The 15,707-nt window shown below is 37.5% G+C and carries 13 protein-coding genes and 1 pseudogene; all 14 read right to left on the minus strand.

Features of this window, described 5'->3' with window-relative positions:
* Positions 1-429, minus strand: a pseudogene (locus AAC037_RS05535) (sensor histidine kinase); the annotation flags it as partial.
* Positions 430-434: 5 nt separating this feature from the next.
* Positions 435-1,133: a response regulator transcription factor gene (locus AAC037_RS05540; protein ID WP_339902047.1), complete on the minus strand. Its 699-nt coding sequence runs from the start codon at positions 1,131-1,133 to the stop codon at positions 435-437.
* Positions 1,134-1,287: 154 nt separating this feature from the next.
* Positions 1,288-2,775: an aminotransferase class V-fold PLP-dependent enzyme gene (locus AAC037_RS05545; RefSeq protein ID WP_339902048.1), complete on the minus strand. Its 1,488-nt coding sequence runs from the start codon at positions 2,773-2,775 to the stop codon at positions 1,288-1,290.
* Positions 2,776-2,904: 129 nt separating this feature from the next.
* On the minus strand, positions 2,905-4,479 hold the full coding sequence (locus tag AAC037_RS05550) for a GDSL-type esterase/lipase family protein (RefSeq protein ID WP_339902049.1): 1,575 nt from the start codon (positions 4,477-4,479) through the stop codon (positions 2,905-2,907).
* A gap of 366 nt (positions 4,480-4,845) precedes the next feature.
* A complete protein-coding gene (locus AAC037_RS05555) occupies positions 4,846-5,793 on the minus strand; it encodes an IPT/TIG domain-containing protein (protein ID WP_339902050.1) in 948 nt (315 codons plus the stop codon).
* Positions 5,790-7,025 carry a hypothetical protein gene (locus AAC037_RS05560; protein ID WP_339902051.1) on the minus strand — a complete coding sequence of 412 codons (1,236 nt, stop codon included), beginning with the start codon at positions 7,023-7,025 and terminating at the stop codon, positions 5,790-5,792. Before AAC037_RS05560 ends, AAC037_RS05555 begins: the two co-directional genes overlap by 4 nt.
* Before the next feature lie 329 nt (positions 7,026-7,354).
* Positions 7,355-8,083: a carbohydrate-binding family 9-like protein gene (locus tag AAC037_RS05565; RefSeq protein ID WP_339902052.1), complete on the minus strand. Its 729-nt coding sequence runs from the start codon at positions 8,081-8,083 to the stop codon at positions 7,355-7,357.
* A gap of 30 nt (positions 8,084-8,113) precedes the next feature.
* A complete protein-coding gene (locus tag AAC037_RS05570) occupies positions 8,114-8,659 on the minus strand; it encodes a hypothetical protein (protein WP_339902053.1) in 546 nt (181 codons plus the stop codon).
* Positions 8,660-8,951: 292 nt separating this feature from the next.
* Complete coding sequence (locus AAC037_RS05575; protein WP_339902054.1) at positions 8,952-9,917, minus strand: WG repeat-containing protein; 966 nt, start codon at positions 9,915-9,917, stop codon at positions 8,952-8,954.
* A gap of 243 nt (positions 9,918-10,160) precedes the next feature.
* On the minus strand, positions 10,161-10,736 hold the full coding sequence (locus AAC037_RS05580; protein ID WP_339902055.1) for a DJ-1/PfpI family protein: 576 nt from the start codon (positions 10,734-10,736) through the stop codon (positions 10,161-10,163).
* A gap of 294 nt (positions 10,737-11,030) precedes the next feature.
* A complete protein-coding gene (gene ligD, locus AAC037_RS05585) occupies positions 11,031-12,344 on the minus strand; it encodes a non-homologous end-joining DNA ligase (RefSeq protein WP_339902056.1) in 1,314 nt (437 codons plus the stop codon).
* The gene (locus AAC037_RS05590) at positions 12,331-13,491 is read right to left on the minus strand and encodes a DNA polymerase ligase N-terminal domain-containing protein (protein ID WP_339902057.1); all 1,161 of its coding nucleotides are present in this window, start codon (positions 13,489-13,491) and stop codon (positions 12,331-12,333) included. Before AAC037_RS05590 ends, ligD begins: the two co-directional genes overlap by 14 nt.
* Positions 13,492-14,262 (minus strand): Ku protein, encoded by a 771-nt coding sequence (locus AAC037_RS05595; protein WP_339902058.1) that lies wholly within the window; start codon positions 14,260-14,262, stop codon positions 13,492-13,494.
* Positions 14,263-14,702: 440 nt separating this feature from the next.
* Positions 14,703-15,707 (minus strand): sulfatase (locus AAC037_RS05600; RefSeq protein WP_339902059.1); only part of this gene is annotated, 1,005 nt, incomplete at its 5' end.

Here is a 15,707-nt window from a genome sequence, read left to right on the forward strand (position 1 = left end):
GGCTGAAAATATTTTTTGGATACCCGGATTCCTTGGGTCTTCCCCTTTAATAAATTCTTCTTTATTATTAATAAATCGATGAATAGGTACGAGGTCGAGTCGGCCAAGTTTTACCTTTCCAAATGGAGCGTAATAGCTAAGTATTTTTCCTTCCTTATCCAGCAAATAAACTTCAACAGAAGGATTTAAAACCATCACATTGTGAAACAAGTCCTCTACCTCCTTCTCATTGATTGAACCATTGATAAATGGTTGTGTGAACTTGGCTACTCTTTCAGCAAGCGATCGATTTAGCTTTTGTGAAGTTTCTTGGGAGTAAATCAAAGACGAATTATGGGTAGTGTAAATAAATACACCTGAAATAATAAGTAGAATGATTGAAAAAAATAGGGACAAGCGCCAAAATAGGCTGTTTGAAATTTTTTTCATAAAGCTTATAATTCATCATTGAACTTGTAGCCTACTCCCCAAGAGGTCAAAATGAATTTGGGTTTATTGGGTGTATGCTCGATTTTAGCACGCAGGCGGTTAATATGTGAATTTACAGTATGGTCGTAGCCATTGTACTCATACCCCCAAATAATGTTAAGTAGCTTTTCCCTCGAATAAGTTACCCCTTTGTTTTTTGCTAAAAAGTAAAGGAGTTCAAATTCTTTTTTTGTTAGATCTATAGGGCTATCATTAAGGGTAACCTTGCGCTTAAAGATGTTAATTACCAACTCCTCAAATTGAAAAATATCTTCCTCATTTTCAATAATAGAAATAGAGCTTCGGCGAATAATTGCTTTAATCCTAGCAATAAACTCTCTGATGCTAAAAGGTTTGCTTATATAATCATCTGCTCCGGATTCCAGGCCCAGAACTTTGTCAATTTCTTCAGTTTTAGCAGTGAGCATTACAATAGGAGTTTGTACTTTCTCCCTTCTTAATTTGTGACAAATATCCAATCCATCTCCATCCGGAAGCATCAAGTCCAACAGGATGAGCAGATACTGGTTTTCAAGCGAACGTTTCATGCCTTCAGTAAAGTTATTGACACAATCAACCTCATACCCTAAATTGCTAAGGTGCAAGGCTACCAATTCAGCAATATCCTTATCGTCCTCGATTAGCAGTATCTTTTTCTCGCTCATAATACAATATTGAAAAAAAAATATCACAAAAGTCTCACAATCAAATATAATCTAGTGCTATGATAAAAATGAAGGAGGTGAATTTAAATAACTTTTCCAAAGCTTTTAATTGGTGAAATCACTTTAGTCCGGGTTTTTCTAATGCCCTTTTTGATTAACCTTTTTCTGTTTGAGATAGGTTTAAATTTACCCTCCTTCCCGATTGGATTATTATTTTAATGATTTCTTTTATGTCCTTTTGTGATGTTCTAAAATTCACAATGCAAGCCCTCAAACAATATTTTTTGTTAACAATGGCATTGGATATGAAAACTTCTCCTCCGGCTTGTAATTCATTCAAAAGGGCTTCATTCAGGGCATTCAGATAATCGTTGCCTTTGCTATTGTTAAGAGGGACATACCTAAAGGTAGTAATGCTTAAGTTCTGTGATACAGCTTCCAATTCAGGATGTTTTTCAGCAAGGCCAAATAACATTTGGGAGAGTTCAATGTCTTCATTAATCAATTTTTCATAACCACTTCTACCGACTTGCTGCAAGGCAAGCCAAACTTTTAGCGCCCTAAAACCACGAGAGTTTTGAAGGCCGTATTCATAGAAGTTTTGCGTTTTTTCGTCTTCACCATTGCTGAAGTTATAGTATTCAGGATGTGAGCTAAAAGTGTCAATTAAATGCTGTGGATTCTTCACCAATGTACATCCAGCCTCAAGCGGGCTATACAGCCATTTGTGTGGATCTAAGGCAATAGAGTCGGCTTCTTTGATTCCTTCAAATAGATAGTTGAACTTTGGAACAACTGCGGCAGGCACTCCATAAGCGCCATCAATATGGAACCACAAGTCATGTTTTTTACAAACAACAGCTATAGCATCCAAATTATCAACCATCCCGGTGCTTACATCACCTGCTGTGCCAATTACCATTATTGGTTTACAATCATTTTTTAAATCCGCTGCGATGGTGTCTTCTAAAACTTTAGTGTCCATCTTATTGGAAGTATCCGTTTGAATCCACCTTACTGCTTTAGTGCCCAGCCCAAATAACACGGCTGCTTTTTCAACCCAGGTATGTGTTGTGGTAGAACAGTAAACGGTTAATTTTTTGGAACAACTGGCAATACCCTCTTCTTTGATTGTAGTTGGTGCCTTTGCTGTTCTTGCGGCCAGGAATGCAGTGAAATTCGCCATATTGCCACCACTGACCAATAGGCCACCATAGTTTGGTGAAAGACCAATAAATTCAGCCAGCCAAGTAATGGTTTGTTTTTCAATCTCAGTAGTGATAGGGCTTAAAATATGCGCGCCAACATTTGGATTAACTGAGGCCGCTAGTAAATCAGCTAAAGCACCAATTGGAGCAGCAGATGAAGTAATGTATCCGAAAAATTTAGGATGCCCATTAAGTAAAGAATTGTTAAATAATAATTCAGTTGTTTTAGAAATTAATTCGGCTGCAGGTTTACCAGCCTTGGGTAATTGGGAGGGTCCCAATAAGTTTTGTAGTTGGGCAGGGCTTTCATTAGAGGTGACAGGTTTTTGATCGATTGAATCAATGAAATCAGAAATATCATCAATTAATTGATGTCCAATTTTCCGAAATTCTTCTTTACTGATCTCTATAGATGATTTTCTTGTATTTTCCAATGTGATTTTATTTTTCCGTTCCTCCAACACCATCAATTTACTGTGATTAACTGGTAAAGAGGACTTAGGCTTTCCATGTATGCGATTGCCTTACACAAGCGCTACGCAGTATAAAGGTCTATTTAGGGTTTAATTGATTTGTTTCACTATTATTTTTGATATCAAAACCTGACCATCTTCTTCGGGATGAATGCCATCTTTGGCTAAGGAAGCCCACTGAGGAGCCAAGGTCGTAAAGATATCAATGTAAGCACAATCATTTATCTCAGCAACATTTTTAAACTTAGGGACTAACGCTTTCACCCTTTCGGAAGAGCCATGGTATTTTTCTTTCATCAAATGATCTTCACCACATGGGGGTGGGGAAATCACAAAAATCTGAGGTTTGTATTTAAGGTACACCGTGTGGGATTTTATTTGCTTAAGCAGCTTTTCCATATTTTCAGGAACCTCGTTTTTTCTTGGTTCAAACACTGCTTTGCAGTCATTTGTGCCAAGCATGATGAGCACCTTGTCCAGCCCATGTAAGGTTTTGTCTGCCTCATTCATGTACCGATCCACATTAAGTAATGTATTGAGCTTTTCTTGACCATTGTTATTGAAACCTATGGTGTTTCCCGAAATGCTGGTGTTGTAGATAAAGTCATCAAATTTGACTTTACTTAACTGGTTCACCCATCCATTTTCTATGGCGCCGTTGGAATCTCCAATGGTCAAAATTTTGTCCGTTTCTATTTGATCCAACGCCACTGTGGTAAGACATTCATGGGTACCTTCAAAAATGGTGAGTTTTACCAAATCCTTATAAGTCTTCTGATAATGAATTAATCGGTCGGCAATGCTGTCTTTACTGGCTGCAACAAAATTCCTAGAGGCAAGCATCTCTTTGATGTCCTCTTGGGGGATTAACTCTTTTTTCTCCAGTGAGTCAAAATCAGCAACTACCTTATTATAGAAATCCAAGGATTGTGTAATTGGTACAGAACCCGTGTACCCATCATGGATTCCCGCATAGATATAAAGTTTGCTGTTTTGGCGTTTTTCTATCGGCGTTTGCATATGAATGGGAGAGCGTTTTATAGCTTCCTCTTCATCTAAAAAATAATTATCTTTGTCAACGCCAGCTTTCACTGTTGCCATGGCGATGTCTAAGGAATATTTGTTTCCTCTTCCTTCAGACTCATAATACCACTTATTAATATCCGAGATGGGCACCCATGCTGAAAAGGTCTTTACTGGATAATTGGTCTTCATATAAGTGAGTAAAGTAGCATGTCCACCTCCACTCGTTCCTACCACGTGGATATCATTAGGGTCCGCTTTGCCGTTCTCTATGGCGTAGGCTATGGCATCTTCAATGTCTTGAATTACAAAATCACTTCCTAGGGCTTCAAAGGTTTTGTTGGCACCCCTGAAATCAGGATGGATGTAATTGTAGTCTCTCTTGAGAATTTCTTTTACAAGTTCATCTTCTTGTTCATAATTGCCGCTCCAAGTGTGTAGACTTACAATTAATGGTCGGTTTGGCTGTGTAGCAGCATAATAATAGGCGGGTTGTTTTTCTCCATCCAAAGTGGAGGTAATCATTACTTTTTTACAGGCTTCAGGCCATTTTTCTATTTGAGTATTGTCCCAAGCAGGGTCTTTTTGTGCAAAGGTATTCGTGAAAATTAGAATAAGAATTGATAGAATGCTGAATTTCATTGAGGTCTGATATTTACACGATTCAATATTGACTATTGCGCCCTGAGATTTTGTGCTGATATTAACAAAGTTTTTCATCCGTCAAAGAGCTCATATCGGCTTTTTACGAACCAAAATTTAATTTAAGAATTTTGCGTCAATATTTAGTCCAATGATTTTGGGTTTTAATAAAAGTAGAGGGGTTTCAATTAAACACTCCATTTTTTATTCAGTATTAGAAGAGATCAAAGGATATGGTTTTGTGGCTTGATTTGTTGTGTATGAGGGCAGGGATGGAGAGGGGTTACTGTTGAATATTTTTCGTCTGTATTTGTAATCAAGGGATTTAAACGATTTTGAAACACCATGCTATCAATCAGCCTTTATTCAAGGAGTTTTAAATTCAAAGACTTTGTTGCCTAAGGAATATGTCTTGCCACGAATTTCGAGGGTCAGGTACTGGTTGGTCTCAGAATAAGAGATTCTGGGTTTAAATACTATCTTATCGTTTCCGGCATATTCAACGGTGACATTGGTCCAATGAATGCTTTCCAGAATAGCATTGCTGGTGACAATTTTCAGATTAGCGTCTTTTAAATAGTTGCCGTGTATTTCGACTCTGCCCCCATAATCTATTAATTGAATATCTCTTACTTCGAATTCAGCATCCTGGAAGGGGATATTTACATTCATTGAAATTGTTTTATCCAAAACCTGAAGGGTGACATCAAAGTAGTCCGGACCATTTTCGCTGGTATTGAACTCGTAAAATTCAGGAACAATAAATTTGAATGAATTTTCCTCAATATTAATAACTTGGGCTTCTTGGTTTTGAAAATTCACTGCATACTTATCGGTGAGTTTACTTAGCTTACTGCCCCAAACAGTGATGGTGTCTCCATAAAAAATGGGTGTTTTATATTCAAACTTTTCAAAAATAAAACCCGGCGCCCCCTGACTTACAAATCCAATGGGTTTTGAATATACCCTTTCAGTGGTGGTTTGTATGAATGCAACCACGGCATAGTTTACTCCATTGATTAAAGATTGTTCGACTTTCATCGAAAACTGATCTCCCGGTTTGCCTACCTGCGAAATAACCTCGGAATTTTCCATAATAGGATAGTCATTTAGGCTATAAAGGAAGCCGTATTCAATAATCTCCTCGCTACCAAAATCGTAGATATTGCAAGCAAATCCTACCCCCGTTTCATCAATACTTTGAATGTAGGTAGCAATAAATCTGGGGTTCGTCCTTGGTGACAATTCTTCTTGTTCACAGCCAGTAATTGAGAAAATGGCCGATAATGCGATAATAAATAAATGTCTTTTCATAACCTAAAACCTATCATATAAGAGGCAACAAGGGAATTGTAGTAAGATTGACGACTGCTTAAATCTATCGTGTATCCTTTTGAAACATGCTCCAGTTGAAATTCTGAAACTATGCCGAATCGATTTTTGTACAAGAAGTTGACGCCTAGTTTTATTGCTGGTGAAAATTTTGAAGATGAGTAAGAGAATACAGATTCTTCAGAAAGCCGTACTGTAACAGGTTCATAGGTGATTTTATGGTCAACAATACTAAATTTACTTTTTAATGTATTGGAGCGTATGACTGCTCCAGCACCAATGTAGAATTCATTATTTCGGGTCCGAAATGTTAAATAATTGATAAAGATGGGGATAATTATTGTTGAACTAGAAAACTCCTCTGTAGCAGAATATCGCTGATTTGGTTTAAACAATTCCATATTAATCACATTATCACCTTTGGTAAAACCTATGCCCGAGTCAAAAGCAAAACGTGGCAATCGCCTCCAGTGATCCAGCTTAACTCCAAGGCTTATAAATGGGCTATAGTTGGTGTTGAAAACATGAGGGATTTCATCGAAGGAATCTTTTGTTAAATAGGATTGGCTATACTGTACGCCTGCTCCAGGGACAAGTGAGGCTCTTACAAAAGGAAGATTTTTGACATTCAATTGATAGGGTTTTTTCTCACAAGCATAGTAGGCCTCAAACGTAGATATTAGCTCTTTCTCTGATAAATTAGTTTTGGAAATTTTTTCCTGCAATTCATTTCCGCAGGGACCGTAAAGAATATAGCTTAAGCGCCCCATATACTCCCGGTCTTTTGTCCTCACTAATTTTCCATCGACATCCTTGGACTCAGAAACGACATATAATTCTAAGAAATGCGCCTCATTTTCTATAAAATAACGGTTCCGATAACTTAATAGGCTGACATTTCCTTGCAAAACTATTTGAAAAAAGACTGTTCCTTCCTTTTCTTTATTAGGCATGGGCCTGCTCTTAAACCTTCTGCCATTCTCCAATCCGAATTCTTGAATTTCTTCAGGATAATAATTGGTTTTAACTCCTTCAGTATTTATAAAAGGGATAGATTTGGTATGATTAAAATCAAAGGATTTTTTGATGGTACCGTAAATTTTGTGACCCTCTTTATTGATGATGTAATCTTGATTTACCTCTTGGCTATAAGCAAGAGGGGAAAAGGCAAACATACATAAAATAGCTGTTGCCAGTAACTTTGTGAAACTCATATTTAATAAAAAGTTATTTTTTAAACTTCAAAAATCCTGCTAAAATGATTGTTAATGTGCTGTAAATGAATGGGATATTGAATTAAAAATCGAAAAATCTCTCTTTAACTATCGTATGTATATGTCTTTTTATAAAAATTTTTCTTTACAAACATAAAGAAAAAGAGCTAAAAAAAAATAAATGCATTAAGTTTTAAACTAAAAAATATTTTGTGATTTTTCTTTTTAATCACAAACCGAATTAATTTACTCCAATGAATTTAACACGTATGAAAAGCAGCTTATTGTTTTTTAAGAAATGAGTTGACCAAATATGTTCTCAGGGCTTTTTATTTAAACACCAGTTTCCCAAAAACAGCTGGTTTATGAAAGCTCTTACCGGTAGGGGACCAAGCATAAGATGCAAATTCTTGGCCTTGGTTTTTATCCAGTCGATAAAAATTAAGCCTAATTTCAGTCTCAGGGCTTACTTTTTCAGTAGTTGCATTGGCTAAATCTTCAAAGGGAATGGCCATTTCTACGGTCCAGCTGATGTCTTTGTCATCCCGCTTATTAAGCGTTCCCTGTACAGTTACACCTGTTTTTAGGCCCGGTAAATTGAATTTAGCTGTAGCGGGAACATCAATATTTTCTGGATCCACAATATAGCTGTCAAATATAATGTTGGCAGGGGAGACTTCGATTTCTACATAGGTTTCGGGGTTATCATCCACATCAATAAATACTTCCACTACCTCTTCTTTCCACAAATATTCATCACGTTGTGTGAAATCAGCCCATATATCCGGATCATTGCATTTAAATAGAAAATACAAATTGGTGTCATCATAACATGCCTTGACATGGGTTTGTAGCGCTGATTCCTGAACTTCCTTTCCAGTACGATTATTCTTCAGGGTTATAGGTTTGGCTTGCTTCCAAATGGGTTCATTGGCTTTACCATCCATAACCATAGCATTGGAAGTGAACGAAGCTTCAATTATTAGGTCCGCTGGTTTTTCTGTGCATTGAATGAACAGTCCTAAAATACCAAAGAAGAGATAGTTCTTAAATTCCATTTTTTAACGAATGATTTTATTCTATACTATTCATAATTGCTCCATAAAAAGTCCTTGCGCCGGCAGATTGATCCAGCGCTTCATGGTATAGGTTTTTGTAATTTCCTTGTCCCCGCTACTAACTGTAAATTCTTCATTGATGGGAATGAATTCATTTCCATGTTCCAGACTGATCCGCCAAGTACCTGGTGGAAGTGTAATGCTAAAGTCACCGGAAACTTGGTAGGCTACAGGCTCTCCCCAGTGAGGAATTGAAGGAAAGTTTTGATAAACAAAACTCCGGTCATCATTGTCCCCAATGCCATTCATTTTACGAATGGGGCCTATCCAATTTTTCTCGCTTTCAAATGCGATACCTTTATAGAAATCCTTAACACGAGAAACCGAATCGGGGATAGCCGCTTCTGGGGGGATACGTACCAATCCATCGTCGACGCTGGTAATGCAAGCCATTACCGGCGTTATCTCTCCAGATGCTTCCTCTACAATTCGGATGTTAATCTTCTGCCCTTCATTTGATGCATTGCATCCTACTAAGTAGAGTGCTGAGAGGATTAGTATAAAGCTATTTCTCATGAATTATATCTCTAGTTTAACTTATTCATCTTTAAGGTAATAAGTATCTGGATCATAACAAACAGAGAATTTGAGCTAAGGTGTAAATTAATGATCTCCCAAACCCCAGCTATTTAAAAAATACAGCCTTGTTCTTTAGTACAAACGCTGTATTTTGTGTTTTAAATAATCAATATGGAGATGGCAATTCTAAGCCCTCATTTATACTACTAATAGCGAATATGAAAAAACAATTACAACAAAATATGGCACATTCTGATTGAAGAACCTGAAGAATAAGTCTCTGAAATGCTTACTCTTTTAGCATTTTACCATCTTTTGTGACATAGAAAAATGAGCCATCCATTACTACCTCCGCAACATTATTAAGAAAATCCCCTGCGCTATCAAATTGAGGTTTAAAAATATAATTTCCTTTTGTATCAATATACCCTTTTTTACCATTTATTTTAACAGCTGCTAATCCATCTGAAAATGGATGCGCATCGTCAAATTGATACCCTATAACCAGGTCATTTAGGTTATTAATGTAACCCCATTTATTGTCTTTCTTTACTGGGGCCAATCCTGAGTTAAAGTGGTAAACTAGGTCATATTCATGCGGTATAATATTCTCTTTGGTTTTTAAGTCATAAAATCCGTACTTGGAATTTTTCACCTTTTGAAATAGACCTTCACTTGGTAATCCATATCGATTAGCAGTTAAATAATCATGCGTATTTCCTAAAGTGTCTATTATGTAAGCATTATATATGGACAAGGATACGAGGGAAAAACCATTTTCATTAAAACTACTTGCAGAGGCAAATTTGAAGTCAAACTTTAGCTTACCATTTTTATCAATAAATCGGTAGGTGGAGTCCATTACAACTGGAGCAAGTCCGTGACTAAAATTTAGTGCGTAATTATAAATAAAAGGGATTTTTGTTTCCCCCATTAAATCGATAAATCCCCACTTTCCATTTTTGTTGCAAACTGGAACAAGGCCTTCATTTGTTTCACCTAAATCAATATACTGAAATTTAGTTATCAGATTTCCTTTTTTATTGATAAAAGCCCATAATCCATTTCGCTCAACTGCGGCTATCCCTTCATCGAATGGATGTACATAAGAAAATTTGGGTTTAACAATAACTTTGGAATTTTGATCTACAAATCCCCACCCTTGACCAGAAATCAAATAGGGATAAAGTTTTTGTGAATAAGATTTTGCTGGTAATATTACCAGAATTAAAATAAATAAAAAAAGCTTATGCATATGTTTACTATTATAGGGGCTAACCTTTCTCCTCATTTGCTAAAGAAAAAATCTAAAGAAAAGTACCTGTACTCATATTCCCACATGAGCTGTATTGCAAATTTAGTGGGTTTTCACTAGGGTTAAAAATAATTGTTAAAAATGAAATCCTCAGTTCTTAATTAATAGGTAGCTTAAAGAAATTTTATTAGTCTCAAATTAGGCAAAGGGGCGAACTGCCCCTTTACCAATTCATTAATTTTTCTATATCTCAACCTTAGTTCCCATGATTTTCAAGAATTCTCTAATAAAACTTGGGTGACCCGGCCAAGCAGGGGAGGTAACAAGGTTGCCATCCACATAGGCTTGGTCGGCAGGGATATCTTGGAATTCTCCACCTGCTAAGGTTACTTCAGGGCCAACAGCAGGATAAGCGGTTAATTTTCTACCTTTAATTACGCCAGCTGTAGTCAAGATTTGGATGCCATGGCAGATGGCGGCAACAGGTTTGTCGGCTTCGAAAAAGTGTTTGACCATTTCAATCAATTTCTCATTCAGTCTCAAATATTCCGGTGCCCTTCCCCCGGCAATTACCAATCCATCGTAGTCACTTACATTTACCTCATCAAAGCTGTAATTGAGGACGAAATTATGGCCCGGTTTTTCAGTGTATGTTTGGTCTCCTTCAAAATCATGGATGGCAGTTTTTACAATGTCTCCTTTTTTCTTGTCCGGGCACACCGTATGAACAGTGTAACCAACCATCTCAAGCATTTGGAATGGAACCATGGTTTCATAGTCCTCTGTAAAGTCTCCTGTTAAGAATAATACCTTCTTCATTTTTTAGCGTTTTTATTTGAAAATTTACCTTTACTAATTGCTGTGAATGATGTCGTAATTCTAATAAATAACCAATTTAGTAAATATTGACGGAATAGAAAATCGATCCGTATTAGGAAAATGTCAAGCTTTAACCCTACCAAGTAAACAGTTAATAATTATCAATCAGCCGAATATTATTTTTAATAAAATGCTTCCTGAAATCCATTTTTTAACCGAAAATGCCGGTTAACGGGATGGGATTTTACCCGAAATAAGCCTTTAATTATTTGCTGAAACCGATTTAAAATTGTGCTATAACTTGTTGAGTTCCTCTATGGCACTGCTCATGTTAATGGCTTTACCAAGAACAGGTTTGAAACTGTCTTTCCTTTCAGCCATTATCTTTGGAACGGTTTTCATGGTGTAGTCGGTGAGCTTTAATCCGGATTTGACTTCCGACCAAAGCAATGGCATGGATACCGGAGCATCCTTCTTGGGCCTTAAACTGTAAGGAGCAACAATGGTTTGTCCTTTGCGATTTTGTAGGTAATCCAGGTATATTTTTGCCCCCCTTTTTTTAAGCGACCGTTCCATGGTAGTTATTTGGGGAAGTTTTTCCCGAACGTAGTAGCAAAGCAACTTGGTGAAATTTCGGGCTTCTTCATAGCTGTATTTCCCTCCCATAGGAAGGTAAATGTGCAAACCTGATGAGCCGGAAGTCTTACAATACCCCTCAATTTTTGCCTGTTTTAGTACCTCTTTGGCAACCAAGGCGGTTTCTATGACCTGTTCAAAGGTGTTTTTATCAGAAGGGTCTAAGTCGATGATAGCATAGTCAGGGTAGTCTATTTGATAGATAGTAGAATGCCAGGGATGTAGCTCAATGCATCCCAAATTGTTTAAATATAGCAAGGTGGCTTTTTGCTGGCATATTAGATATTTGATTACTTTGTTAGAAGAGGATGAATGGATGCTGTGGGTGTCTATCCAGTCAGGTAAATGTTCATGGTCTTTTTGATAAAAAGATTCACCTTGAATGCCGTTGGGGTGCCTGTGCAAACTTTCAGGGCGATCCATAAGGTAGGGTAAAATCAAGTCCGACATTTGGATATAGTAGTCTAACATGTCGTATTTGGTATAATCGGATACCGGCCAATAAGTTTTTTCGGGATGGGTGATGTGTACCATAACATCTTCCACTTTCAATGCAAACTCCTCCTCAACTGTCTTTTTTTGAGTGCTTACTTTTTCAAATGGAGTAGGGCTTTGTTCAATATTTAAATTTTTGTCTTCCCTTAACCTTAAGAAAACGGGATGGCGCATTACTTTTGAGGAAGTCCATTCAGAAAATTTAACTTCACAAATCAGCTTAGGGATCATCCACACCGCTTCACGTCCTTTCAGGTGCTTGCGTATATCGAATACAGGCTTTTCAGTTTTGAGAACTTCAAACTTATAATACATTTCATTCAACTGGTCTTCTGAAAAACCTGAACCGCAAGTCCCTACATAGGTCAGTTGACCATCTTCAATCATTCCTAGTATTAATGCACCAAACTTTCGAGACTTTTTCTCTGAAATTGTATAACCGCAAATAATGGTTTCTGTATTTTCAATCTTGGTCACCAAAATGTTCTATATCTGGCTTTCGCTTTAACTTTAGCCAATTGGGAGAGCGAAGGTTTAAGTCGTAAGTTGAATTGGCTTTTTTAGCGATTACTCCTTCCATACCCATTTCTATGGCTCGTTCGTATACCGTTATCCCCATGGTTTCGATATGGTCACAATAGCGCAAATGAAAGGTTTCCGGAATCAATTCTTTCAGCAAGTGCTTTCGGTCTAGAAGCGGAAGTTCCAAGATATCGTGATCGTTTAGATGCAGCAGATCGAATACATAATATACCAATCTTCCTTTGGTTGTCTCTTCATTGTAATTTTGAAGGGCATTAAATTGGGGAAGCCCTTCATCGTCTTGGACCACTATTTCACCGTCAAGAATTGCAGTATGCTCAATTCTATTGAGCGCTATATGAATAGGATAAAATTTTTCATTGAGGGAAATTCCATTGCGGGAATAGAGTTCCACCTTACCATTACTGATATTGGCCAATGCCCGATAGCCATCATATTTTAGTTCGTATATCCAGTCCTTGTCATTAAAAATTGTAGTGCCGGGTGAGGCTAGCATGGGTTTTACCAGCGATCTTAAATCCAGCTGTTTTGCACTTTCACTTTGCTCCAATGAAAAAGCCTCAACATTAAAATCTTCAGCATCGTAATCCAGGTCAGTAGCAAATGCATCGTCGTGCTTTATAAGCAACCATTGCTCTTTTTTGTTCATAGCGGAAGAACGCACCAGGGTAAAGCTTCCCTTAAGTTTCCTGCCGTGAAAAATGATTTTCAGCTTCCCCTTCTTATGATCTTTGATAAGATTATTTTGTTGATTTAAGCTTTGGTAATGTCCTTCATCCCATATGGTCATTTTTCCTGCACCATAATTGCCTTTTGGAATGACTCCTTCGAAAGTTAAATAAGCTACCGGATGATCTTCGGTTTGTATTGCCAGTCGTTTGTCCCGTGGATTCATGGAAGGTCCCTTTGGTACAGCCCAGCTCTTTAGTACTCCATCCATTTCCAATCTCAGGTCATAATGCAAATGACTGGCACGATGCCTTTGAATGACAAACCTGGATTGACTGCTCTCTTCAAGCAGATCTTTAGGTTCAGGTGTGTCCTTAAAACTTCGCTTTTCCCGGTATGCTTTGAGTCCCATCTATGAGGCTTTTTTTCTTTGCTCAAGACTTGCTTTAAGTTTTGCCATCAAATCCTTGGCAGCGGTTGGCTCACTTTTAACCTTTTCAACCTTGACTTTTTTACCTGAAGATTTAGATTCAATGGTCTTTAAAAGTTGCTCATTATAAACATCTTTGTATTTCTCGAATTGAAATTTCTCGGTGTAGTTTTCAATCAGGGATTCTGCCATGGCAATTTCCTTATCGGAAGTTTTAGATTTTGGTACTTTAATTTCCTTGGTGTCGCGGATTTCTTCCGCAAAACGAATGACATGCAAAACAATGACATTCTTGTACACACCTATGAGTGAAAGATTTTCTTTTTGCCTCATAACAAAAGTTGCCACGCCAAGTTTTCCGGTCTTCTTTAGGGCATCCCTTAGCAAATTGTAAGCTTTCCCTCCTTCTTTTTGGGGTTCGAGGTAATATGGGTTTTTAAAAAGCATATCCGCCACCTCAGTCTCCTCTACGAATTCTTCTATGTCGATGGTTTTGCTTTTTTTTAGGTTGGCATTTTCAAAGTCCTCTTTTTCTAGAATTACATAGGTATCGTCTTTTTTATAGCCCTTCACGATGTCTTTATAAGCTACCTCCTCTCCTGTATTTTCATTCACCCGTTTGTACCTGATGCGTGCATGATCATGTTTGTCAAGCATGTCTAAATCGAGGGTTCGCCCTTCTGAAGCCGAATACATTTTTATAGGGATTGAGACAAGTCCAAAACTGACAGTGCCATTCCAAATTGATTTCATAGTTTGCTGGGGTTAAAATCCGAAATTTGTCTATTCGTTTCTTAAACCTGCTGAAGGCTTGATGATCTTCCAATGGTTCAATTCTGCGATAACAGCCCTATTCTATATTGTATGGTAAGATGTATAAAATCCCTAGCTAATTGCATAAAGCTTGTTGCTAACCTTTGTTTATATCCAAAGCCGGTTGAAGTATTTAAGATACGATGTTGACGGTATAGTTTTTTTTACGCAACAATTTTGCCAAAATTCTGTGGTTGAACCCATTATTTACCAATGGTTTAAGGTTTAGAATAAAAAATCCCTGGAAGAAGTGACAATAAAAAGGATGGGCAGTCCTTGTAATACGAAAACTGCCCATAGGATTTCAATAGAAGAATGTTAATGAGGTTATTGCCATATAAAATGGGAATCAACAATTTAGAAATTCTTACTGAATTAGGTTAAAAAGAAACAAAGTCATCTTTTTTCACATTGCCTTCCTTATCTATTGAATACCCTTCAGGTGTACCTTCTTTCCAAGTCAAATCCGATAGCATCTCTGATAAAATCTTTCGGTGCTCTTCAATGATAGTCTTGTTTCCATCCTTATAGGCAATATTGTCCCATTCATTTGGATCGTTATCATGGTCATAGAGTTCTTCCAAATTTATTTCAGGGTAATAGATATACCTGTACCTCATGCTCCTTACTGCATGACCTTCAATAGACTTGAATTTATAGCTTGAAATAACAGGATCGGAAGTTATACTTGGGTCTTTCAGTTGTGGTACCAAACTATTCCCATCCAGATGAGCAGGTTTTTCCAGCCCGGCAAGGTCTACAAGAGTTGGATACAAATCCATTAAGCTCACTGGTTGGTTGTATCGTTTCCCTGCAAGTGACATTCCCGGGACAGCTATTAGTAGCGGGACTCTGGTTGATCTTTCGAAGAGGGTAAATTTTTCAATATTGTCTTTCTCTCCCATGTGCATGCCGTGGTCAGACCACAATACAACAATGGTGTTTTCTGCATACTCAGAGTTCTCAAAAGCATCTAGGAGACGTCCTACCATGGCATCAGAAAAAGTGATGGATGCAGCATAGGACTGAATGATTTTCTCCCATTGATTATTTTCCAGCACCCATTTCATGATATATCTTCTTCCATGATCAAATGAATCCTCCAGGTCATTTTTTTTGCGCTCCGGTAATACAATGTCCTCTAGTGGATACATGTCAAAATATTTTTGTGGCACTTCCCAAGGGTCATGTGGTTTCCACATCCCTACAGCTAAGAAAAAAGGCTTGTCATGTTTTTGACTGAGTTGGTAGCTCCCCCAGTCGACTACATGATAATCAGCCATTTTTTCGTCCGCAACAGGAATTGCTCCCCAAGTCCACCAACTATTGGCTCCTCCTCCGGGGCGGTTTTCATTGTCTACATCTTCAGGGTAAATGACCTCTTC

Origin of the sequence: uncultured Cyclobacterium sp. (assembly GCF_963976465.1) — a bacterium.
Taxonomy (GTDB): Bacteria; Bacteroidota; Bacteroidia; order Cytophagales; family Cyclobacteriaceae; genus Cyclobacterium.

Bases quoted from the DNA above. Each gene is read 5' to 3' on its own strand.
- AAC037_RS05540 (WP_339902047.1), bottom strand. From the start codon at position 1,133: ATGAGCGAGAAAAAGATACTGCTAATCGAGGACGATAAGGATATTGCT.
- AAC037_RS05550 (WP_339902049.1), bottom strand. From the start codon at position 4,479: ATGAAATTCAGCATTCTATCAATTCTTATTCTAATTTTCACGAATACC.
- AAC037_RS05555 (WP_339902050.1), bottom strand. From the start codon at position 5,793: ATGAAAAGACATTTATTTATTATCGCATTATCGGCCATTTTCTCAATT.
- AAC037_RS05560 (WP_339902051.1), bottom strand. From the start codon at position 7,025: ATGAGTTTCACAAAGTTACTGGCAACAGCTATTTTATGTATGTTTGCC.
- AAC037_RS05565 (WP_339902052.1), bottom strand. From the start codon at position 8,083: ATGGAATTTAAGAACTATCTCTTCTTTGGTATTTTAGGACTGTTCATT.
- AAC037_RS05570 (WP_339902053.1), bottom strand. From the start codon at position 8,659: ATGAGAAATAGCTTTATACTAATCCTCTCAGCACTCTACTTAGTAGGA.
- AAC037_RS05575 (WP_339902054.1), bottom strand. From the start codon at position 9,917: ATGCATAAGCTTTTTTTATTTATTTTAATTCTGGTAATATTACCAGCA.
- AAC037_RS05580 (WP_339902055.1), bottom strand. From the start codon at position 10,736: ATGAAGAAGGTATTATTCTTAACAGGAGACTTTACAGAGGACTATGAA.
- AAC037_RS05590 (WP_339902057.1), bottom strand. From the start codon at position 13,491: ATGGGACTCAAAGCATACCGGGAAAAGCGAAGTTTTAAGGACACACCT.
- AAC037_RS05595 (WP_339902058.1), bottom strand. From the start codon at position 14,262: ATGAAATCAATTTGGAATGGCACTGTCAGTTTTGGACTTGTCTCAATC.